General features: G+C 59.1%; 20 protein-coding genes. 19 read left to right on the top strand and 1 reads right to left on the bottom strand.

Features of this window, described 5'->3' with window-relative positions; translation table 11 throughout:
• Position 1: 1 nt before the first annotated feature.
• The 13 genes from lpxD (at position 2) to ispD (ending at position 15683) form a co-directional block, all read left to right on the top strand.
• Positions 2 to 1057, top strand: a complete 1056-nt coding sequence (lpxD, locus tag GNF76_RS02490) for a UDP-3-O-(3-hydroxymyristoyl)glucosamine N-acyltransferase (protein ID WP_155581612.1) — start codon at positions 2 to 4, stop codon at positions 1055 to 1057.
• 110 nt (positions 1058 to 1167) lie between these two features.
• Complete coding sequence (gene fabZ, locus GNF76_RS02485) at positions 1168 to 1608, top strand: 3-hydroxyacyl-ACP dehydratase FabZ (RefSeq protein WP_029297270.1); 441 nt, start codon at positions 1168 to 1170, stop codon at positions 1606 to 1608.
• Complete coding sequence (gene lpxA, locus GNF76_RS02480; protein WP_155581611.1) at positions 1605 to 2381, top strand: acyl-ACP--UDP-N-acetylglucosamine O-acyltransferase; 777 nt, start codon at positions 1605 to 1607, stop codon at positions 2379 to 2381. The genes fabZ and lpxA overlap by 4 nt, the downstream gene beginning before the upstream one ends.
• A gap of 2 nt (positions 2382 to 2383) precedes the next feature.
• A complete protein-coding gene (gene lpxB, locus GNF76_RS02475; protein ID WP_155581610.1) occupies positions 2384 to 3523 on the top strand; it encodes a lipid-A-disaccharide synthase in 1140 nt (379 codons plus the stop codon).
• Positions 3520 to 4152: a ribonuclease HII gene (rnhB, locus tag GNF76_RS02470; RefSeq protein ID WP_155581609.1), complete on the top strand. Its 633-nt coding sequence runs from the start codon at positions 3520 to 3522 to the stop codon at positions 4150 to 4152. Before lpxB ends, rnhB begins: the two co-directional genes overlap by 4 nt.
• Positions 4153 to 4227: 75 nt before the next feature.
• Positions 4228 to 7749, top strand: a complete 3522-nt coding sequence (gene dnaE / locus GNF76_RS02465) for a DNA polymerase III subunit alpha (protein ID WP_155581608.1) — start codon at positions 4228 to 4230, stop codon at positions 7747 to 7749.
• Between the two features lie 139 nt (positions 7750 to 7888).
• Positions 7889 to 8836: an acetyl-CoA carboxylase carboxyltransferase subunit alpha gene (locus GNF76_RS02460; protein ID WP_155581607.1), complete on the top strand. Its 948-nt coding sequence runs from the start codon at positions 7889 to 7891 to the stop codon at positions 8834 to 8836.
• A gap of 160 nt (positions 8837 to 8996) precedes the next feature.
• Complete coding sequence (gene tilS, locus GNF76_RS02455; protein WP_155581606.1) at positions 8997 to 10325, top strand: tRNA lysidine(34) synthetase TilS; 1329 nt, start codon at positions 8997 to 8999, stop codon at positions 10323 to 10325.
• Between the two features lie 273 nt (positions 10326 to 10598).
• Positions 10599 to 12230, top strand: coding sequence for a CTP synthase (pyrG, locus tag GNF76_RS02450; protein WP_155581605.1), 1632 nt, complete (start codon positions 10599 to 10601; stop codon positions 12228 to 12230).
• Between the two features lie 5 nt (positions 12231 to 12235).
• Positions 12236 to 13081 (top strand): 3-deoxy-8-phosphooctulonate synthase, encoded by an 846-nt coding sequence (kdsA, locus tag GNF76_RS02445; protein WP_124366122.1) that lies wholly within the window; start codon positions 12236 to 12238, stop codon positions 13079 to 13081.
• A gap of 157 nt (positions 13082 to 13238) precedes the next feature.
• Entirely contained in the window at positions 13239 to 14528 is a 1290-nt protein-coding gene (eno, locus tag GNF76_RS02440; RefSeq protein WP_155581604.1) for a phosphopyruvate hydratase, read from the top strand.
• Positions 14529 to 14700: 172 nt separating this feature from the next.
• Complete coding sequence (ftsB, locus tag GNF76_RS02435; protein WP_155581603.1) at positions 14701 to 14979, top strand: cell division protein FtsB; 279 nt, start codon at positions 14701 to 14703, stop codon at positions 14977 to 14979.
• Positions 14976 to 15683 (top strand): 2-C-methyl-D-erythritol 4-phosphate cytidylyltransferase, encoded by a 708-nt coding sequence (gene ispD, locus GNF76_RS02430; RefSeq protein ID WP_155581602.1) that lies wholly within the window; start codon positions 14976 to 14978, stop codon positions 15681 to 15683. Before ftsB ends, ispD begins: the two co-directional genes overlap by 4 nt.
• 26 nt (positions 15684 to 15709) lie before the next feature.
• On the opposite strand, the gene GNF76_RS02425 is transcribed toward ispD, so the two are convergent.
• On the bottom strand, positions 15710 to 16606 hold the full coding sequence (locus GNF76_RS02425) for a LysR substrate-binding domain-containing protein (RefSeq protein WP_178123145.1): 897 nt from the start codon (positions 16604 to 16606) through the stop codon (positions 15710 to 15712).
• A gap of 108 nt (positions 16607 to 16714) precedes the next feature.
• Between GNF76_RS02425 and GNF76_RS02420 the strand changes: the two genes are divergently transcribed.
• From GNF76_RS02420 to GNF76_RS02395, 6 genes are read left to right on the top strand one after another with little or no spacing between them, the layout of a single operon-like run.
• Complete coding sequence (locus tag GNF76_RS02420; RefSeq protein WP_155581601.1) at positions 16715 to 17827, top strand: S-(hydroxymethyl)glutathione dehydrogenase/class III alcohol dehydrogenase; 1113 nt, start codon at positions 16715 to 16717, stop codon at positions 17825 to 17827.
• A gap of 8 nt (positions 17828 to 17835) precedes the next feature.
• Positions 17836 to 18681, top strand: coding sequence for an S-formylglutathione hydrolase (gene fghA / locus GNF76_RS02415; RefSeq protein WP_155581600.1), 846 nt, complete (start codon positions 17836 to 17838; stop codon positions 18679 to 18681).
• 54 nt (positions 18682 to 18735) lie between these two features.
• Complete coding sequence (gene ispF, locus GNF76_RS02410) at positions 18736 to 19209, top strand: 2-C-methyl-D-erythritol 2,4-cyclodiphosphate synthase (protein WP_155581599.1); 474 nt, start codon at positions 18736 to 18738, stop codon at positions 19207 to 19209.
• Positions 19206 to 20264, top strand: a complete 1059-nt coding sequence (gene truD, locus GNF76_RS02405) for a tRNA pseudouridine(13) synthase TruD (protein WP_155581598.1) — start codon at positions 19206 to 19208, stop codon at positions 20262 to 20264. The genes ispF and truD overlap by 4 nt, the downstream gene beginning before the upstream one ends.
• Positions 20252 to 21001, top strand: coding sequence for a 5'/3'-nucleotidase SurE (gene surE, locus GNF76_RS02400; protein ID WP_155581597.1), 750 nt, complete (start codon positions 20252 to 20254; stop codon positions 20999 to 21001). Before truD ends, surE begins: the two co-directional genes overlap by 13 nt.
• 41 nt (positions 21002 to 21042) lie before the next feature.
• Positions 21043 to 21678 carry a protein-L-isoaspartate(D-aspartate) O-methyltransferase gene (locus GNF76_RS02395; protein ID WP_010176736.1) on the top strand — a complete coding sequence of 212 codons (636 nt, stop codon included), beginning with the start codon at positions 21043 to 21045 and terminating at the stop codon, positions 21676 to 21678.
• Positions 21679 to 21782: the final 104 nt, after the last annotated feature.

The raw sequence follows: 21782 nt of genomic DNA, 5'->3' as shown, positions 1-21782 counted from the left end.
CATGACTGCGACTATCAAACTCGGCCAATTGGCCGAGTTCCTGGGGGCCTCCTTGCGTGGCTCCCCGGAGAAAGAAATCACTGGGCTAGCCACCTTGCAGGAGGCTGGCCCAGCTCAGTTGAGCTTTCTGGCAAATCCCCAATACCGTAAATTCCTGGGCGACAGCCAGGCCGCAGCTGTATTGCTGAAGGCCGCTGATGCCGAAGGGTTTGTGGGGGATGCACTGATCGTAGCTAACCCGTATCTGTCTTATGCGCGGGTATCGCACCTGTTTGATCCCAAACCCAAGGCGCCGGCTGGGGTTCACCCCTCGGCGGTGATCGCCGATGATGCGCAGGTTGATCCAGCTGCGAGCATTGGCGCTTTTGTGGTGATCGAGAGTGGCGCGCGTATCGCTGCCGGCGTGACGGTAGGTGCTCACTGCTTTATCGGTGCCCGCAGCGAAATTGGTATGGGCGGCTGGCTCGCACCTCGCGTGACCCTGTACCACGATGTGCGTATTGGCGAGCGCGTGGTGATTCAGTCCGGTGCCGTGATTGGCGGTGAAGGCTTCGGCTTCGCCACCGAGAAGGGTATTTGGCACAAGATTGCTCAGGTCGGCGGCGTGCTGATTGGCGATGATGTGGAAATTGGCGTCAACACTGCTGTTGATCGCGGTGCCTTGGCCGATACCGTCATCGGTAATGGTGTGAAGCTGGATAACCAGATTCAGATCGCCCACAACGTGCAGATTGGTGATCACACCGCCATGGCCGCCTGTGTGGGAATCTCCGGCAGCACCAAGATTGGCAAGCATTGCATGCTCGCGGGTGGTGTTGGCCTGGTAGGTCATATCGAAATTTGCGACAACGTATTCATCACCGGAATGACCATGGTGACCCATTCGATTACCGAGCCTGGGTCCTATTCTTCCGGTACGGCCATGCAGCCTGCGGCCGAATGGCGCAAGAGCGCAGCTCGTCTGAGGCAACTCGACGATATTGCTCGACGCCTGAAACATCTGGAAAAGCGTGTTGGGGACGTGACCCCTGGCGGTAATGCTTCATCAGATGGCTGATACCATTTCCATATCAAGTGTGCACAGCCGCTAGACTGCCTCCTTGATTTGCTAGAGGAGCGTGCCTTAGTCCGCGCGCTCCCAATCTTTATTACAGGCTTCCCCCCGAAATGATGGACATCAACGAGATTCGCGAATACCTGCCTCACCGTTACCCGTTCCTGCTGGTGGACCGTGTAGTGGAATTGAATGTTGAGGAAAAGCGCATTCGTGCCTACAAGAATGTCAGCATCAACGAACCATTTTTCAATGGTCACTTCCCTGCGCATCCAATCATGCCGGGCGTATTGATCATCGAAGCAATGGCCCAGGCTGCCGGTATCCTTGGTTTCAAAATGCTCGACCTGAAGCCTGCCGATGGCACGCTTTACTATTTCGTGGGCTCCGACAAGCTGCGCTTTCGCAACCCGGTCACCCCGGGTGACCAGTTGATCCTGGAAGCCAAGTTTGTGAGCTGCAAGCGCCAGATCTGGAAATTCGAATGCCAGGCTTCGGTCGATGGCAAACCTGTGTGCTCCGCTGAAATCATCTGCGCGGAACGCAAACTATGAGTTTGATTGACCCTCGTGCAATCATCGATCCGACGGCCATTCTGGCCGCCGACGTCGAGGTTGGCCCATGGTCGATCATTGGTGCAGGTGTGGAAATCGGCGAAGGAACAGTCATCGGGCCGCACGTGATCCTCAAAGGCCCGACGCGGATTGGCAAACACAATCGCATCTACCAGTTTTCCTCGGTAGGCGAAGACACGCCTGACATGAAGTACAAGGGTGAAGAGACACGCCTGGTAATCGGTGATCACAACATCATCCGTGAAGGCGTGACCATTCACCGGGGTACTGTCCAGGATCGCGCGGAAACCACATTGGGTGACCACAACCTGGTGATGGCCTACGCCCATATCGGGCATGACAGTGTTATCGGCAATCACTGCATCCTGGTCAACAACACCGCATTGGCTGGCCATGTGCACGTTGATGATTGGGCGATCCTGTCCGGCTTCACGTTGGTTCATCAGTACTGCCATATTGGCGCTCACAGCTTCTCCGGCATGGGCACCGCTATTGGCAAGGATGTCCCGGCATTCGTTACGGTATTCGGTAATCCTGCGGAAGCTCGCAGCATGAACTTCGAAGGCATGCGTCGCCGTGGTTTCAGCGAGGATGCGATTCACGCCCTGCGCCGCGCCTACAAGGTGGTTTATCGTCAGGGGCTGACAGTCGACCAGGCCTTGGCAGAGTTGGCAGAGCCGGCGTCGCTGTACCCGGAAGTCGCGGTGTTTCGTGACTCCATCCAGTCCTCGACTCGCGGCATCACCCGCTAATCATGGCCAGGTTACGTATTGCGCTGGTGGCCGGGGAGGCTTCCGGCGATATCCTGGGTGCGGGCCTGATGCGAGCACTCAAGCTTCAGCACCCAGCTGTCGAGTTTATTGGGGTTGGCGGTCCGCTGATGCAGGCCGAAGGCTTGACGTCCTACTTCCCCATGGAGCGCCTGTCGGTCATGGGGTTGGTGGAGGTGCTGGGGCGTTTGCGTGAGCTGCTGGCTCGCCGCAAAAAGCTGATCCAGACCCTGATCGAAGAAAAGCCCGACGTCTTTATCGGAATCGACGCTCCGGACTTCACGCTTAATATCGAACTGAAGCTACGACAGGCCGGGATCAAGACCGTGCATTACGTCAGCCCGTCCGTTTGGGCGTGGCGGCAGAAGCGTGTGCTGAAGATCCGTGAAGGCTGCGACCTGATGTTGACTCTGCTGCCTTTCGAGGCCAGGTTTTACGAAGAGAAGGGCGTGCCGGTACGGTTCGTCGGTCATACCCTGGCTGACACCATCCCGCTGCAAGCTGACCGGGCCGGCGCTCGTGCCGAGCTGGGGTTGCCTGACGGTCCGCTGGTGGCGCTGATGCCTGGCAGCCGTGGTGGTGAAGTCGGTCGTCTCGGTGCGTTGTTCTTCGATGCCGCCGAGCGCCTGCAAGCCTTGAAGCCCGGTGTGCGCTTCGTGTTGCCGTGTGCCAGCCCCCAGCGTCGTGCGCAAATCGAGGCGTTGCTGGTGGGGCGTAACCTGCCGTTGACCCTGCTCGACGGTGGTTCACACCTGGCCTTGGCGGCTTGCGATGCGGTACTGATCGCCTCCGGCACAGCGACCCTTGAAGCCTTGCTCTATAAGCGCCCGATGGTCGTGGCTTATCGCCTGGCACCGCTGACCTACTGGATTCTCAAGCGTATGGTCAAAAGCCCTTACATCTCCTTGCCTAATTTGTTGGCCCAGCGTCTGCTGGTGCCTGAGTTGCTACAGGATGATGCGACGCCTGAGGCCTTGGCGCAGACCATGCTCCCCTTGATTGACGGCGGCGAAGAGCAAACGCGTGGTTTTGACGAAATTCACCGGACCTTGCGCCGCGATGCGTCAAACCAGGCTGCCGATGCGGTTCTGAGCCTGATTGGCCAAAAACAGGAAGCCCTATGAAGACGCAAATGGGCCTGGATTTCAGCCTGGTCGCCGAAGCTCATGAACTGGTTGCCGGTGTTGATGAAGTCGGTCGTGGCCCGCTGTGTGGGGCTGTCGTCACGGCAGCGGTGATTCTTGATCCGAACCGCCCGATTCTCGGTCTCAACGATTCGAAGAAACTCACCGAAGCCCGTCGTGAGAAACTCTTTGACGAAATCTGCGAGAAGGCCCTGAGTTGGCATATCGCCCGAGCCGAAGTCGAAGAAATCGACGAGTTGAACATTCTCCACGCCACCATGCTGGCCATGCAGCGCGCCGTCGAGGGCCTGCACATCACCCCAAAAATGGCGATGATCGACGGCAACCGTTGCCCGAAACTGGCAATGCCGTCTGAGGCCGTGGTCAAGGGCGACAGCAAGGTGCCGGCGATCGCTGCTGCGTCGATCCTGGCCAAGGTCAGCCGCGACCGTGAAATGGCCGCTTTTGAATTGATCTACCCCGGTTATGGCATCGGCGGGCACAAGGGTTACCCGACGCCCGTTCATCTGGAAGCCTTGGCTCGACTGGGCCCGACCCCGATTCATCGCCGCTCGTTTGCCCCGGTACGCCTGGCTTACGAGGCGCGGGAGAGTCTTGGCGAGGTTTAGTCGCGAGGCTGATGTTTTGCTCAAGGCCCGGTACAATCCGGGCCTTGTTGTTTCCACGTATTAGACAGGATCACTATGCCGGCTTCATTCGTTCACCTGCGCCTGCACACTGAATACTCCCTGGTCGACGGCCTGGTACGGATCAAACCGCTGGTCAAAACCCTGGTGGGCATGAATATGCCGGCCGTGGCGGTCACCGATCAGAACAACATGTGTTCCCTGGTCAAGTTCTACAAGGCCTCCATGGGTGCCGGCATCAAGCCGATCTGCGGTGCCGACCTGTGGCTGTCGAACAAGGACCCGGATAACCCCCTGAGTCGCATCAGCCTGCTGGCGATGAATGCGGTCGGTTATCGCAACCTCACCGAATTGATTTCCCGTGGCTTTATCGACGGTCAGCGCAATGGCTCGATCATCATCGAGCGCGAGTGGGTGGCCGAAGCCAGCGACGGGCTGATCATGCTCTCGGCAGCCAAGGAAGGTGAAATCGGCATTGCGCTGTTGGGCGGCAACCCTCACGAGGCTGAAGTCCTCGCCCGTGAATGGATGGACGTCTTCCCCGACCGCTTCTACCTGGAAATCCAGCGCACCAATCGCCCTAATGACGAAGAACAGTTGCACGCCGCAGTCGCCCTGGCCGAGAAGCTGGGTGCGCCGCTGGTGGCGACCAACGACGTGCGCTTTATCAAGAGGGAAGACTTCGAGGCTCACGAAACTCGTGTGTGCATCGGTGAGGGCCGGGCCCTCGATGATCCGCGTCGATCGAAGAACTACAGCGAAGAGCAATACCTCAAGACCGCCGAGGAAATGGCCGAGCTGTTCAGTGACTTGCCCGAGGCGTTGGAAAACACCGTCGAAATCGCCAAGCGCTGCAACATTGAAGTGAAGCTGGGCAAGCACTTCCTGCCCAACTTCCCGATTCCCGATGGCATGACCATCGATGAGTATTTCCGCAAGGTTTCTTTCGATGGGCTGGAAGAGCGCCTGACCGTTCTGCTGCCCAAGGACACCACTGAAGATTACGAGGCCAAGCGTCAGGTCTATGTCGACCGGCTGAATTTCGAGCTGGATATCATTATCCAGATGGGGTTCCCCGGTTACTTCCTCATCGTAATGGACTTTATCCAGTGGGCCAAAAGCAATGGCGTGCCGGTAGGGCCTGGCCGGGGGTCGGGTGCGGGGTCACTGGTGGCCTATGTGCAGAAGATCACCGACCTCGACCCGCTGGAATATGACCTGCTGTTCGAGCGATTCCTGAACCCGGAACGGGTATCCATGCCCGACTTCGACGTCGACTTCTGTATGGACGGTCGCGACCGAGTCATTGAATACGTAGCTGAGAAGTACGGCCGCAACGCTGTAAGCCAGATCATCACCTTCGGTTCCATGGCGGCGAAAGCGGTAATCCGCGACGTGGCCCGAGTCCAGGGTAAGTCTTATGGCCTGGCTGACCGCTTGTCGAAGATGATTCCTTTCGAAGTCGGCATGACTCTGGAAAAAGCCTACGAGCAGGAAGAAATCCTGCGGGACTTCATCAAGGTCGATGAAGAAGCGGCCGAAATCTGGGACATGGCGCGCAAGCTCGAAGGTGTGGTGCGTAACGTCGGTAAACACGCCGGTGGTGTGGTTATCGCGCCGACCAAGCTGACTGACTTTTCGCCGATCTACTGCGATGAAGAAGGCGACGGCCTGGTAACCCAGTTCGACAAGGACGACGTGGAGGCGGCCGGCCTGGTGAAGTTCGACTTCCTCGGCCTGCGTACCCTGACGATCATCGACTGGGCCCTGAAGACCATCAACCGCGAGCGCGCCAAGGTTGATGAGGCGCCGCTGGACATCGCCTTTATCCCGCTGGACGACAAACCGACGTACCAGTTGCTGCAAAAAGCCGAAACCACGGCCGTATTCCAGCTTGAGTCGCGCGGTATGAAAGAGCTGATCAAAAAGCTCAAGCCCGACTGCCTGGAAGACTTGATCGCACTGGTGGCCCTGTTCCGTCCGGGGCCTCTGCAATCAGGCATGGTGGATGACTTCATCAACCGTAAGCACGGTCGCGCCGAGCTGGCGTACCCGCACTCCGATTACCAGTACGAGGGCCTCAAGCCCGTACTGGCGCCGACCTACGGCATCATCCTGTATCAGGAACAGGTGATGCAGATTGCCCAGGTCATGGCTGGTTATACCCTGGGTGGTGCGGACATGCTGCGTCGGGCCATGGGTAAGAAAAAACCCGAGGAAATGGCCAAGCAGCGTGGCGGTTTCATTGAGGGTTGCGCCACCAACAATATCGACGCCGACCTGGCGGGTAACATCTTCGACCTGGTGGAGAAATTCGCCGGTTACGGCTTCAACAAATCCCACTCCGCCGCCTACGGCCTGGTGTCGTACCAGACTGCCTGGCTGAAAGCCCACTACCCGGCGCCGTTCATGGCCGCGGTACTGTCGGCGGACATGCACAACACCGACAAGGTCGTGACCTTGATCGAGGAAGTGCGGACCATGAAGCTGCGCCTCGACGCGCCGGATGTGAACACATCCGAGTTCAAGTTCACGGTGAACGACGAAGGGCGCATCATCTATGGTCTCGGCGCGATCAAGGGGGTGGGCGAGGGCCCGGTGGAGGCAATTACCGAAGCGCGACAGGACGGCCCGTTCAAGGATCTGTTCGACTTCTGTGCCCGGGTCGACCTCAAGCGCATCAACAAACGCACCCTCGATGGCCTGATTCGTAGCGGTGCCCTGGATCGTCTGGGCCCGTACTTCCATGATGAGCCGAAGGCTTACCAGGCCAACATCGACCGTAACCGTGCGGTGTTGCTGACGGCCATGGAAGAAGCGATCAAGGCTGCGGAGCAAACCGCCCGCACCCATGACAGTGGCCACGCCGACCTGTTTGGTGGCTTGTTCGTCGAAGAAGACGCCGATGTCTATGCCAATCATCGCAAGGCCAAGGAGCTGACCCTCAAGGAACGCCTCAAGGGCGAGAAAGATACCCTGGGCCTGTACCTCACGGGGCACCCGATTGACGAGTACGAAGGGGAAATCCGTCGTTTTGCCCGTCAGCGCATCATCGACCTGAAGCCTGCGCGGGATACTCAAACCGTCGCCGGCATGATCATCGCCCTACGGGTCATGAAGAACAAAAAGGGCGATAAGATGGGCTTTATCACCCTCGACGATCGCTCCGGCCGCATTGAGGCGTCGCTGTTTGCCGATGCGTTCCATTCCGCACAGTCGCTGTTGCAGACCGATGCCATGGTGGTGGTGGAAGGGGAGGTCAGCAATGATGACTTCTCCGGCGGGCTGCGCTTGCGGATCAAGCGGGTGATGAGCATGGAGGATGCGCGTACCAACCTGGCGGAAAGCCTGCGTCTGAAAGTGCGCACTGAAGCACTTAAAGGCGATCAGCTACGCTGGTTGGGGGATCTGCTCAAGCGCCATCGTGGCGCCTGCCCGGTGACCATGGAGTACACCGGCAACGATGCCAAGGCCATGCTGCAGTTCGGCGAGACATGGCGCATTGACCCGGCGGATGGCTTGATTCAAGCATTGCGTGACCAGTTCGGGCGTGACAACGTCTTCCTCCAATACCGTTGACGGTCAGGGGCATGGACAATGCCCTGATCTCGACTAAACATTTAATCTCGACCTTGACGCGCCTCTCCCTTAAGGTGGGCGCGAATAGACAACCGGCTGGCCAGGCATTCCCTTGGCCGTCGACCCAAGACGGACGCTTATGAACCCGAATTTTCTTGATTTCGAACAGCCGATTGCTGACCTGCAAGCCAAGATCGAAGAGCTGCGCCTGGTCGGCAATGACAATTCGCTGAACATCGGCGATGAAATCTCCCGCCTGCAAGACAAGAGCAAGACGCTGACCGAAGATATCTTCGGCAAACTGACCAGTTGGCAGATCGCGCGCCTGGCTCGCCATCCGCGCCGTCCGTACACCCTGGACTACATTCAGCACATCTTCACCGAGTTCGACGAGTTGCACGGCGACCGTCACTTCTCCGATGACGCTGCCATCGTCGGCGGTATTGCTCGTCTGGATGACCAGCCAGTGATGATCATCGGTCACCAGAAAGGCCGTGAAGTGCGCGAGAAAGTTCGCCGCAACTTCGGTATGCCTCGTCCAGAGGGCTACCGCAAGGCCTGCCGCCTGATGGAAATGGCCGAGCGCTTCAAGATGCCGATCCTGACCTTCATCGACACCCCGGGTGCTTATCCGGGTATCGATGCTGAAGAGCGTAACCAGAGTGAAGCGATTGCCTGGAACCTGCGGGTCATGTCGCGCCTGAAAACCCCGATCATCGCCACCGTGATCGGTGAGGGTGGTTCCGGCGGTGCATTGGCCATCGGCGTTTGCGACCAACTGAACATGCTGCAGTATTCGACCTACGCAGTGATCTCGCCGGAAGGTTGCGCCTCGATCCTGTGGAAAACCGCCGAGAAGGCCCCGGATGCAGCTGAAGCGATGGGCATCACCGCTGATCGCCTGAAAGGCCTGGGTATCGTTGACAAAGTGATCGCCGAGCCACTGGGCGGCGCCCATCGTGACCCGGCAGCGGCTTCCGCGACAATCCGTGCGGAGCTGAGCGCGCAACTGGCAATGCTCAAGAAGTTCGACAACGATGCGCTGCTGGCTCGTCGTTATGAGCGCTTGATGAGCTACGGTCTGTAAGTCGACGCAGTACTAAAATGTGGGAGCGGGCTTGCTCGCGATGAGGTGCTGACAGGCAACGAGGCTGTTGTCTGATACTGCGCTATCGCGGGCAAGCCCGCTCCCACATTTGATCTTCATAAGCTTCAAGGCAGTGATTCAGTTCGGGCGGTACTGTTCGATGAAACCCTTCAAACCAACTCTACCCGCCAAACTCCTGCAAACCCTGCCCCCCTGGCGCAACGCCCCAGCCTGGCATATCGCTTTCTCTGGCGGCCTCGATTCCACCGTCCTGCTGCATCTCCTGGCCACTCTGGCCAAGACCGAACCGCTCCCACCACTCAGCGCTATCCACGTTCATCATGGTCTTCAGGCTGCGGCTGATGCGTGGCCGGTCCATTGTCAGGCCATCTGTGACAGCTTGGATGTGCCGCTGAAGATCGTGCGTGTGCAGGTTCAGCCTGGCGCCAGCATCGAGCGTGCGGCCCGTGAAGCGCGGTATCAGGCGTTCGCCCAGCTCACTGGGGCCGGGGAGTTGCTACTAACCGCTCAGCACCGTGACGACCAGGCTGAAACCTTGCTGTTTCGCTTGTTGCGTGGAGCCGGCGTGCGCGGGCTGGGCGCCATGCCCGCGCAGCGTCCACTGGGTGGCGGGCATTTGCTCCGGCCTCTGCTGGATATCTCGCGGGCCGAACTGGAAGCCTACGCCCGCGAGCATCAGTTGGCCTGGATTGAAGACCCTTCCAACACTGATTCGCGCTTCTCCCGCAATTTCTTGCGCCATCATGTGCTTCCGCTGCTGACCGATCGCTGGCCTCAGGCCGTTGGCACCCTGGCCCGCAGCGCCGAGCATCTGAGTGAGGCCCAGGGCTTGCTCGATGAGTTGGCCCGGATGGACCTGATGGCCGCCAGCCAGCCTTCGGCGTTTCCCTGGCTGCCGCTGCCATCCTTATCCCTTGCAGCGCTCTGTGTGCTCTCTGAGGCCCGTCAACGCAACGCCTTACGGTACTGGCTCGCACCACTGACGCGTTTGCCCGACAGCGATCACTGGGCGGGTTGGAACACATTGCGTGATGCCAAGAGCGATGCGCAGCCACTGTGGTGTCTGGCCGACGGCCAATTGCACCGTTGCAGCGGGTATATTTGGTGGTTGCCTGCCAGTTGGTCGGATTTTTCCCACGCTCCCTCGAGCTGGCCACAACCCGAAAACCCACTACAGTTACCCGGCAACGGCCATCTGCATTTCAGCGGCAACCCGCCCGCAGGTTTACTGAGCATCCGCTACCGTCAGGGCGGCGAAGTCATGGAAGTCCCAGGCCGAGGTCGGCGCGACCTTAAGCGTTTGCTTAACGAAAGTGGTTTGCCAGGCTTTGTCCGTGGCAGATTGCCGCTGCTGTACCAGGGCCAGCAATTGCTGGCGGTGCCCAACCTGCCGGGGCTGGCGGCAGATGCCCGTGGCGACTGGCAATTGCATTGGATGCCACCAACCTGCGATCAAGGTTTGAGCTGATAGCGCCTTTCCGGTAGACTACGCTCCCTTCTTGATACAACTTCTGTGGATTCGCCTGAATCGCAGCAGTTGCCGATTACCAAGCAGTCTTTGCTGGGCGATTCCAAAAAATGTGTAGCGATCAACGTACCGGTGTTCCATTGCTGGTCTGTCACAACGCGGCGGTTTTTTTGAAAGGTGCACTGTGATTAATGCAGGTGATCGGGGGCTTCGGCCTTCCTTCGCTTTCCCCGGCGGCTCGGACCGCTTTAACGCAGACTTCTAGGGTTTTTCATGACGCGCTACATATTCGTCACGGGCGGTGTTGTTTCTTCATTGGGGAAAGGCATTGCCTCCGCTTCATTGGCGGCCATCCTGGAGGCGCGGGGACTTAAGGTCACCATGCTCAAGCTGGACCCGTACATCAACGTTGACCCGGGCACCATGAGCCCGTTCCAGCACGGTGAGGTGTTCGTCACCCACGACGGCGCCGAAACTGACCTGGACCTGGGCCACTACGAGCGGTTCATCCGCACGACCATGACCCAGAACAACAACTTCACCACTGGCCGTGTCTACGAGCACGTGCTGCGCAAGGAGCGCCGTGGTGACTACCTGGGGGCAACCATCCAGGTGATCCCGCACATCACCGACGAAATCAAGCGCCGGATCATCAAGGGCGCCGGCGATGCCGACGTGGCCATGGTCGAGATCGGTGGCACCGTGGGTGACATCGAATCCCAACCGTTCCTTGAAGCCATCCGTCAGTTGCGCTTCGAGGTCGGCGCCAAGCGCGCGATGCTGATGCACCTGACCCTGGTGCCGTACATCGCCACCGCGGGCGAAACCAAAACCAAGCCTACCCAGCACTCGGTCAAGGAACTGCGTTCCATCGGCCTGCAGCCGGATGTACTGGTGTGCCGCTCCGATCACCCGATCGATATCTCCTCGCGTCGCAAGATCGCCCAGTTCACCAACGTTGAAGAGCGTGCGGTGATCGCCCTGGAAGATGCCGACACCATCTACAAGATTCCGGGCATCCTGCATTCCCAGGGTCTGGATGATTTTGTTGTCGAGCGTTTCGGCCTGCAGTGTGGCGGTGCCGATCTGTCCGAGTGGGAAGCCGTGGTCGACGCCAAGCTCAACCCTGAGCATGAAGTCACCATCGCCATGGTCGGCAAGTACATGGAACTGCTGGACGCCTACAAGTCGCTGATCGAAGCAATGAGTCATGCCGGCATCAGCAACCGTACCAAGGTCAACCTGCGCTACATCGACTCCGAAGACATCGAGAACCAGGGCACTGCTCTGCTCGAAGGTGTGGATGCGATCCTGGTGCCAGGCGGCTTCGGTCTGCGTGGCGTGGAAGGCAAGATCACCGCGGTTCAGTACGCTCGGGAAAACAAGGTGCCGTACCTGGGTATCTGCCTGGGCATGCAAGTGGCGGTCATCGAGTTCGCCCGTAACGTGATGGGCTGGAAAGACGCCAACTCCACCGAATTCGACCACACCAGCGGTCACCCGGTCGTGGGCCTGATCACCGAGTGGGAAGATGCTACCGGCGCAGTCGAGACCCGTACTGAAACCTCCGACCTGGGCGGCACCATGCGCCTTGGCGCGCAGGATTGCCTGCTGTCGCCGGGGTCGCTGGTTCACGATTGCTACGGCAAGGACGTAATCGTCGAGCGTCACCGTCATCGCTACGAAGTGAACAACAACCTGCTGCCGAAAATCATGGAAGCCGGCCTGAAAATCTCCGGTCGTTCCGGTGACGGTGCATTGGTTGAAGTGGTTGAAGCTCCGGATCATCCATGGTTCGTCGCTTGCCAGTTCCACCCTGAGTTCACCTCGACCCCGCGCGACGGTCACCCGTTGTTCAGCGGCTTCGTCAAAGCTGCACTGACGCAACATCAGAAGAAGGCGTAAACCTGATGGCCCAGAAGATCATTCGCGTAGGCGATATCGAGATTGCCAACGACAAGCCCATGGTGCTGTTCGGCGGCATGAACGTGCTGGAAAGCCGCGACATGGCGATGCAGGTCTGTGAAGAGTATGTGCGGGTCACCCAGAAACTGGGTATCCCTTACGTGTTCAAGGCCAGCTTCGACAAGGCCAACCGTTCGTCGGTGACTTCCTATCGCGGCCCAGGCCTTGAAGAAGGCATGCGGATCTTCCAGGACATCAAGCAAGCCTTTGGCGTGCCGATCATCACCGACGTCCACGAGCCTGAGCAGGCTGCCGTGGTCGCCGAGGTGTGTGACATCATCCAGTTGCCGGCCTTCCTGTCGCGCCAGACCGATCTGGTCGTCGCAATGGCCAAGACCGGCGCAGTGATCAATATCAAGAAAGCCCAGTTCCTCGCCCCCCAGGAAATGAAACACATCCTGAGCAAGTGCGTGGAAGCGGGTAACGACCAGTTGATCCTCTGCGAGCGTGGTTCGAGCTTCGGCTACAACAACCTTGTGGTGGACATGCTCGGTTTCGGCATCATGAAACAGTTCGAATACCCGGTGTTCTTCGACGTGACTCACGCGCTGCAAATGCCCGGTGGTCGCGCCGATTCCGCCGGAGGGCGTCGTGCCCAGGTATTGGACTTGGCCAAGGCCGGCATCAGCCAGTCTCTGGCCGGCCTGTTCCTGGAAGCTCATCCGGACCCGGACAACGCCAAATGCGACGGTCCGTGCGCCCTGCGCCTGGACAAGCTGGAGCCATTCCTGGCCCAGCTCAAGCAACTGGACGAACTGGTCAAGAGTTTTCCGACAGTAGAGACCGCGTAACAGCGATTTCTCCGGTAAAGTATCCCACGCTTAATGCTCAGGCCCCCGGGCCTGAGCCTTGTCGCCTGCAAGCCTGCCCCGTTGTTCCACCCTTGCGGTCGGTCAAAAGATTTCCTACAGCTGCGTCGTTTTCGTCAACTTTGGAGTGTTTACAACAATGGCAAAAATCGTCGACATCAAAGGTCGTGAAGTTCTCGACTCCCGTGGCAACCCCACCGTCGAAGCCGACGTGCTTCTCGATAACGGCATCATCGGCAGCGCTTGCGCGCCGTCCGGTGCTTCCACCGGTTCCCGTGAAGCACTGGAACTGCGTGATGGCGACAAGAGCCGTTACCTGGGCAAGGGCGTGCTCAAGGCTGTAGCCAACATCAACGGGCCGATCCGTGACCTGCTGCTGGGCAAGGATCCGCTGGACCAGAAAGCCCTCGATCACGCGATGATCAAGCTCGACGGTACCGAAAACAAAGCGACCCTGGGCGCCAACGCGATCCTCGCCGTGTCCCTGGCGGCTGCCAAGGCTGCCGCACAGGACCAGGACCTGCCGCTGTACGCGCATATCGCCAATTTGAACGGCACTCCGGGTGTGTACTCGATGCCGGTTCCGATGATGAACATCATCAATGGTGGCGAGCACGCTGATAACAACGTCGACATCCAGGAATTCATGGTGCAGCCGGTGGGCGCCAAGACCTTCTCCGAAGGCTTGCGTATGGGTACCGAGATTTTCCATCACCTCAAGGCTGTGCTGAAGGCGCGTGGCCTGAGCACTGCGGTGGGTGACGAAGGTGGTTTTGCACCGAACCTGGCGTCCAACGAAGATGCACTGAAAGTGATCTCCGAAGCCGTGGCCAACGCTGGCTACAAGCTGGGCACCGACGTGACCCTGGCCCTGGATTGCGCGGCCAGCGAATTTTACGAAGACGGCAAGTACAACCTGTCCGGTGAAGGCCACGTGTTCACCTCCGAAGGGTTTGCCGACTACCTGAAAGGCTTGTGCGAACGCTACCCGATCATCTCCGTTGAAGATGGCCTGGACGAGTCCGACTGGGCTGGCTGGAAAGTTCTCACCGACAAGATCGGCGAGAAAATCCAACTGGTAGGCGACGACCTGTTCGTGACCAACACCAAGATCCTGAAAGAAGGCATCGACAAAAAGATCGCCAACTCGATCCTGATCAAGTTCAACCAGATCGGCACCCTGACCGAAACCCTGGAAGCGATCCAGATGGCCAAGGCCGCGGGTTACACTGCCGTGATCTCCCACCGCTCCGGCGAAACCGAAGATTCGACCATTGCCGACCTGGCCGTGGGCACTTCGGCTGGCCAGATCAAGACCGGTTCCCTGTGCCGCTCCGACCGCGTATCCAAGTACAACCAATTGCTGCGTATCGAAGAGCAACTGGGCGGTAAAGCCAAGTACAACGGTCGTAGCGAGTTTCGCGGCTGAACAGTTGATGATAAAAAGACAGCAGGTCGTGTCGGAAAATTTACTATGCGGTGAATTTTCCCACTAATCTGATGCCTATCAAGCACAAGCCTGGTTCTTCCAGGCTTCGTGCTATCAGTTGCTCCAAAAGTGTTTGCTTGGCTGTCTTTTTTCACTGGATACCCGATATTCGATGCGCAGTCCCAATTGGTTGTTCCTCGTCTTGCTCTTGCTGCTGGCTGGCCTGCAATACCGCCTATGGGTGGGGAATGGCAGCATGGCGCAGGTAAAGGACCTGACCCAGCAAATTGCTGACCAGCACGCCGAAAACGAGCGTCTGCTGGAGCGCAACCGCGTGCTCGATGCGGAAGTGCTTGAGTTGAAAAAGGGCACGGAGACCGTTGAAGAACGGGCTCGTCATGAGCTGGGCATGGTCAAGGAGGGCGAGACCCTCTACCAGTTGGCCCAATGAGCAGCCGCTTGCCGGCCTTCTGGGCCGTGATTCCTGCCGCGGGCGTCGGTGCCCGTATGGCTGCGGACCGTCCCAAGCAATATTTGCAACTGGGCGGGCGCACTATTCTCGAACACAGCCTTGGCTGTTTTCTCGACCATCCTGACCTCAAGGGGTTGGTGGTCAGTCTTGCTATTGATGATCCGTATTGGCCACGCCTGGCGTGTGCTGGCGACCCTCGCATCCAGCGAGTGGAGGGCGGCGCGGAGCGTTCCGGCTCGGTGCTCAATGCGCTGCTGCACTTGCATGAGCAAGGCGCCAGTGATGAGGACTGGGTGCTGGTGCATGATGCGGCGCGTCCCAATTTGAGTCGCGACGACCTGGACAAACTGCTGGCGGAACTCGCGGATGATCCGGTGGGTGGCTTGCTGGCGGTGCCGGCCCGCGACACTCTCAAGCGGGTCGATAAACATGGGCGTGTGGTGGAAACTGTTGATCGCAGCCTGATCTGGCAGGCCTACACGCCACAGATGTTCCGCCTGGGCGCCTTGCACCGGGCCTTGGCTGACAGTCTGGTAGCCGATGCCGTGATCACCGACGAAGCATCCGCCATGGAATGGTCCGGCCAGGCACCGCGCCTGATTGAAGGGCGCTCGGACAATATCAAGGTGACTCGGCCTGAGGACTTGGAGTGGCTCCGGTTGCGCTGGGCTAACCGGTTGTAGCCGCTGCCGAGGTACAAAAGACTCAATCAACCCCTGTACTCCGGCCGCTCGGCCAAACCTTCCTTCAAAAAATCCACCAGCTTGCGAACCTTGGGCGACAAATGCCGCTGCTGCGGATACAGCGCCCACACCGCAGTATTCGGCGGTTGATGCGCTTCCAGCAGTGACACCAGCGCCCCGTTGTGCAAATGCTCCAGCACGTAATAGTCCGGCAACTGGCACAATCCCACCCCTTGCAGCGCGGCATCGAGCACGGCTTGCCCGCTGTTGCAGCGCCAATTTCCCTGCACTCGCTGGGAAAACTCTCGTCCGTCCTGAGCGAGTTGCCAAATGTCGGAGCTGCCAATCAGGCAGTTATGCCGAGTCAATTCCGACAAGCTGTGTGGCCGACCATAACGTTCAAGGTAGGAAGGTGATGCGCACAGGTACATGCGTCGTGGTGCCAGGCGGCTGGCAACCATCCGTGAGTCTTGCAGGCGTCCCAGGCGAATCGCCAGGTCCAGGCCTTCGTGGACCAGGTCCAGTTGGCGGTTGGTCAGCTCGATGTCTATCCGCAGTTGTGGATAAAGCCCCATGAAGCGCGTCACCAACGGCACGATAAAACGTTCGCCGTAGGCCACCGCACACGTCATGCGTAGCATGCCTTTGGGTTCGCTGGTGAGATCGCCCACTGCTCGCAAGGCCTCTTCGCGGCCATCCTGCAAGCGTTGGCAGTGCTGAAGGAAGGTCTGGCCTGCCTCGGTCAGGGTCACGCGGCGGGTGCTGCGATAGAGCAGGCGGGTTTGCAATCGGTCTTCCAGTCGCGCCACTTGGCGGCTGATATGGGATGACGAAACGCCGAGGCGTTCGGCGGCCGCCGTAAATTGACTGCATTCAGCCACGGCGACGAATTCGTCGATGCCTTCCCAGCGGTTTTCCTGCACGGTGATTATCCCTATACAGCAATAAAGTTTTGCTTTTCGCTGGATTATTAATCAATCAGGCATGTTTTACACTGCCATCCTCAGTTTTTTACTCCATGGAGAAACCGGATGATCAAGTCCCGCGCTGCCGTAGCCTTTGAAGCCAAGAAGCCCCTTGAGATTGTTGAAGTGGATGTCGCCATGCCAAAGGCCGGCGAAGTGCTGCTGCGGGTGGTTGCCTCCGGCGTATGCCATACCGATGCCTACACCTTGTCGGGTGCAGATCCGGAAGGCATTTTCCCGTCGATCCTTGGTCATGAAGGCGGTGCGGTGGTTGAGGCCATTGGCGAAGGCGTGACCTCGGTAGCCGTTGGCGACCATGTGATTCCGCTGTACACCCCGGAATGCGGCAAGTGCAAATTCTGCCTGTCGGGCAAGACCAACCTGTGCCAGGCCATTCGCGCCACCCAGGGTAAGGGCCTGATGCCGGACGGCACTACGCGTTTCTCCTACAAAGGCCAGCCTATTTTCCACTACATGGGCACCTCGACCTTTTCCGAATACACCGTGCTCCCGGAAATCTCCGTGGCCAAGATTCCTAAAGACGCGCCGCTGGAAAAAGTCTGCCTGCTGGGCTGTGGTGTTACTACCGGGATTGGTGCGGTGATCAACACCGCCAAGGTCAAGCCGGGGGACACGGTAGCCATCTTCGGCCTGGGTGGTATCGGCTTGTCAGCAGTGATCGGTGCGGTGAAGGCCAAGGCTGGCCGAATCATTGCCATCGACATCAATCCGGCCAAGTTCGAAATTGCTAAACAACTGGGGGCAACTGATTGCATCAACCCGAAAGACTACGACCGCCCGATCCAGGACGTGATTGTTGATCTGACCGACGGCGGCGTGGACTTTTCCTTCGAATGCATCGGCAATGTCCACCTGATGCGTGCGGCGCTCGAGTGCTGCCACAAGGGTTGGGGTGAGTCGGTGATCATCGGTGTTGCCGGTGCCGGCCAGGAAATTGCCACCCGTCCGTTCCAGCTGGTGACGGGTCGCGTCTGGCGCGGTTCGGCCTTCGGTGGCGTGCGCGGTCGCAGCGAACTGCCAAGCTATGTCGAAATGGCCCAGACCGGCGAAATCCCGCTGGATACCTTCATCACCCACACCATGGGTCTGGAAGATATCAACAAAGCGTTTGAGCTGATGCATGAAGGTAAGAGCATTCGTACCGTCATTCACTTCTGAGGTCGGCCATGAGTCTGGAAAACCTGTCCTGCCAGAAAAGCTTCGGCGGCTGGCACAAGCGCTATAAACACTATTCCGATGTGCTGGGCTGCGACATGACGTTCGCCGTGTACCTGCCACCGCAAGCGGAGCAGGGCGGCAAGCTGCCGGTGGTGTACTGGCTGTCGGGGCTGACCTGCACCGATGAGAACTTCATGCAAAAGGCCGGTGCCCAGCGTATGGCGGCTGAGTTGGGGTTGATTATTGTGGCGCCGGACACCAGCCCGCGCGGGCCGGGTGTGCCGGGTGACCCTGACGGTGCGTGGGATTTCGGTCTTGGCGCCGGGTTTTATCTGAATGCCAGCCAGGAACCCTGGGCCAAGCATTATCGGATGCATGACTATGTGGTGCAGGAATTGCCGGCATTGGTCGAAGCGCATTTCCCTGCGTCAGATAAGCGCGGTATCAGTGGCCACTCCATGGGCGGACACGGTGCGCTGGTCTGCGCCTTGCGCAACCCCGGGCGGTACCTGTCGGTGTCGGCGTTCTCGCCGATCAATAACCCGATGGATTGCCCATGGGGGCAGAAGGCGTTTTCCCGTTATCTGGGGGATGAGCGTTCGAAGTGGCGCGAGTGGGACGCTTGTGTGCTGATCAGCGAAGCGACGCAAAAGCTTCCGTTATTGGTGGATCAGGGCGACCGCGACGATTTTCTCGCCGTGCAGCTTAAGCCTGAGGCCCTGATACAGGCGGCGAAGGCGGCCAACCATCCGCTGGAGCTGCGGCTGCAACCAGGCTATGACCACAGCTACTTCTTTATCGCCAGCTTCATTGAAGACCATTTGCGACACCATGGACGCGCTTTGCTCGGTTAATGTCCGGCAAAAGTAGGTAGAATCACGCCCTGAATTAAATCGGGGCGTTTTTTTATGCGTATTGGCCACGGCTATGATGTTCACCGTTTCGCCGAAGGCGACTTCATCACCCTGGGCGGCGTGCAGATCGCGCACCACCATGGGTTGCTGGCTCATTCTGACGGCGACGTTGTCTTGCATGCCTTGAGCGATGCCTTGCTCGGCGCGGTAGCGTTGGGGGATATCGGCAAGCACTTTCCGGACACCGACCCGACCTTCAAGGGTGCGGACAGTCGCGTTCTGCTGCGTCACGTGGTTGGGTTGATCCATGCCAAGGGCTGGAAGGTCGGTAATGTCGACAACACCATCGTGGCCCAGGCGCCGAAAATGGCCCCGCATATCGAATCGATGCGCGCACTGATTGCCGCGGATCTTCAAGTTGAGTTGGATCAAGTGAACGTAAAAGCCACCACCACCGAAAAACTCGGCTTTACCGGTCGCGAAGAGGGCATTGCGGTGCACTCCGTTGCCTTGTTGCTGCGCGCATGAATGATCTGCAACTACTGGGCCCGCGTGCCTATGGCGAGGCCTTGGGCAGTGCGGTACTAAAGGCCACTGCCGAAGATTTCCAGGTGGATGAAGTGCTGGACATCCCGCTGACCGGCGAGGGTGAACATCTGTGGCTTTGGGTGGAAAAGCGCGGTTTGAACACCGAAGAGGCGGCGCGACGCATCGCCAAGGCGGCCGGCGTGCCGTTGCGCACGGTCAGCTATGCCGGGCTCAAGGATCGTCAGGCACTGACTCGCCAGTGGTTCAGCGTGCAGCTACCGGGCAAGGCCGATCCTGACTTGAGCGCAGCAGAAAACGACACCCTGAAGATCCTCAAGAGTGCCCGCCACAAGCGCAAGCTGCAGCGTGGCGCGCATTCGGCCAACGGTTTCACCTTGCGGCTGACCCAGTTTGCCGGCGACAGCGCGGCCATCGACGCCCGTCTGCAACTGATCGCCAAGCAGGGCATTCCCAACTATTTCGGTGCCCAGCGTTTTGGTCATAACGGCGGCAATGTCGTCGATGCTCGGGATTGGGCGGCCCGCAAGGCCCTGCCGGAGCAGCGCAATGTGCGTTCGCGCCTGCTGTCCACTGCTCGTAGCTTTCTGTTCAATAAAGTGCTGGCGGCGCGGGTGGCTGATGGTTCATGGCAGCGCGCCCAGGTTGGCGATTTGCTGGCGTTCACCGACAGCCGCAGCTTTTTCCCGGCAGGGGAGGCTGAATGCAGCGACCCACGTCTGGCAATCCTGGATTTGCACCCTACAGGCCCACAGTGGGGCGAGGGTGACTCTCCGGCCTCGGGTGCCACTCAGGCTCTGGAGCAGGCAGTCGCGGCCAGTGAAGCGGACCTGCGGGATTGGCTGGTCAATGCCGGCATGAGCCAGGAACGTCGCATTCTGCGACTGCCCATTGGCGGGTTGACGTGGCATTATCCCTCGTTGGACATTCTGCAATTGGAATTCGTCCTGCCGGCCGGATGCTTCGCCACTGTATTGGTGCGCGAGCTTGTAGATCTGGTGCCGGTGGGGCAGACGGACAGCCCATGCGTATTCTGATATCTAATGACGACGGGGTCACCGCCCCCGGCCTTGCCGCGCTTTATGCTGCGCTGGCGGATTACGCCGAGTGCGTGGTGGTTGCCCCTGACCAGGACAAAAGTGGCGCCAGCAGTTCGCTGACGCTCGACCGTCCGTTGCACCCGCAGACTTTGGCCAATGGCTTTATCAGCCTGAACGGCACCCCCACCGACTGCGTACACCTGGCTATTAACAGCCTGTTGGACCGGGAGCCGGATCTTGTGGTGTCCGGTATCAACCTGGGTGCCAATCTGGGGGATGACGTGTTGTACTCCGGTACGGTCGCGGCCGCCCTTGAGGGGCGATTCCTGGGTCGAACGTCGTTCGCCTTTTCGTTTGCCTCCCGTCAGTTGGACAACCTGCCGACGGCGGCCCATTTCGCCCGCAAGTTGGTGGAGGCCCATGAATCCCTGGTCCTGCCGCCACGTACGGTGCTCAACGTCAATATTCCCAACTTGCCCCTGGACCACATTCGTGGGATTCAGCTGACGCGCCTGGGCCACCGTGCCCGTGCGGCAGCGCCGCTGAAGGTGGTCGATCCCCGTGGCAAGGAAGGGTATTGGATTGCTGCAGCAGGCGACGCCGAAGACGGCGGGCCGGGCACTGACTTTCATGCGGTGATGCAAGGTTATGTATCGATTACTCCGTTGCAACTTGATCGCACCTTCAGTGATGCCTTCAGTAGTCTCGATGGCTGGCTGGAGGGGCTGCGCTGATGGCTCGTGAACAAGACGACCTGCTGCGCCGGGGCATCGGGATGACCTCCCAGCGCACCCGCGAGCGTCTGATTCAGCGGCTCTATGAAGAAGGCTTGTCCAACGCCCAGGTGCTGGAAGTCATCCGACGTACTCCGCGACACCTGTTTGTCGATGAGGCCCTGGCACACCGCGCTTATGAAGACACGGCGTTGCCGATTGGCCACAACCAGACCATCTCCCAGCCTTACATGGTGGCGCGGATGAGCGAGTTGCTGCTGGCGGCGGGGCCGTTGGACAAGGTGCTGGAGATCGGCACGGGTTCCGGCTACCAGACCGCCGTGCTCTCGCAGTTGGTGGAGCGGGTGTTTTCCGTCGAGCGGATCAAAGTATTGCAGGACCGCGCCAAGGAACGTCTGGTGGAATTGAACCTGCGTAACGTGGTGTTCCGCTGGGGGGATGGTTGGGAGGGATGGCCGGCGTTGGCACCCTACAACGGGATTATCGTGACGGCCGTTGCCACGGATGTCCCCCAGGCATTACTGGATCAACTGGCACCAGGCGGGCGCCTGGTGATTCCCGTCGGGTCAGGCGAAGTGCAGCAATTGATGTTGATCATTCGTGAGGAGGAAGGCTTTTCTCGGCATGTATTGGGTGCCGTACGCTTTGTCCCGCTACTTAATGGTCCGCTGGCCTGATCATTTATGAGTAGGGCACTGAATTCTATTGCTGGGTATGTGTCTTACAGCGGGGTGTATTAAGTAAACATGATTGGTAATGGGTGTTAAACATGATGAATTTT

The sequence above is a fragment of the Pseudomonas spelaei genome (assembly GCF_009724245.1).
In the GTDB taxonomy this organism is placed as follows: Bacteria; Pseudomonadota; Gammaproteobacteria; order Pseudomonadales; family Pseudomonadaceae; genus Aquipseudomonas; species Aquipseudomonas spelaei.
Note: the sequence above shows the minus strand (reverse complement) of the source record. Positions and strands in the feature narration are given on the sequence as shown.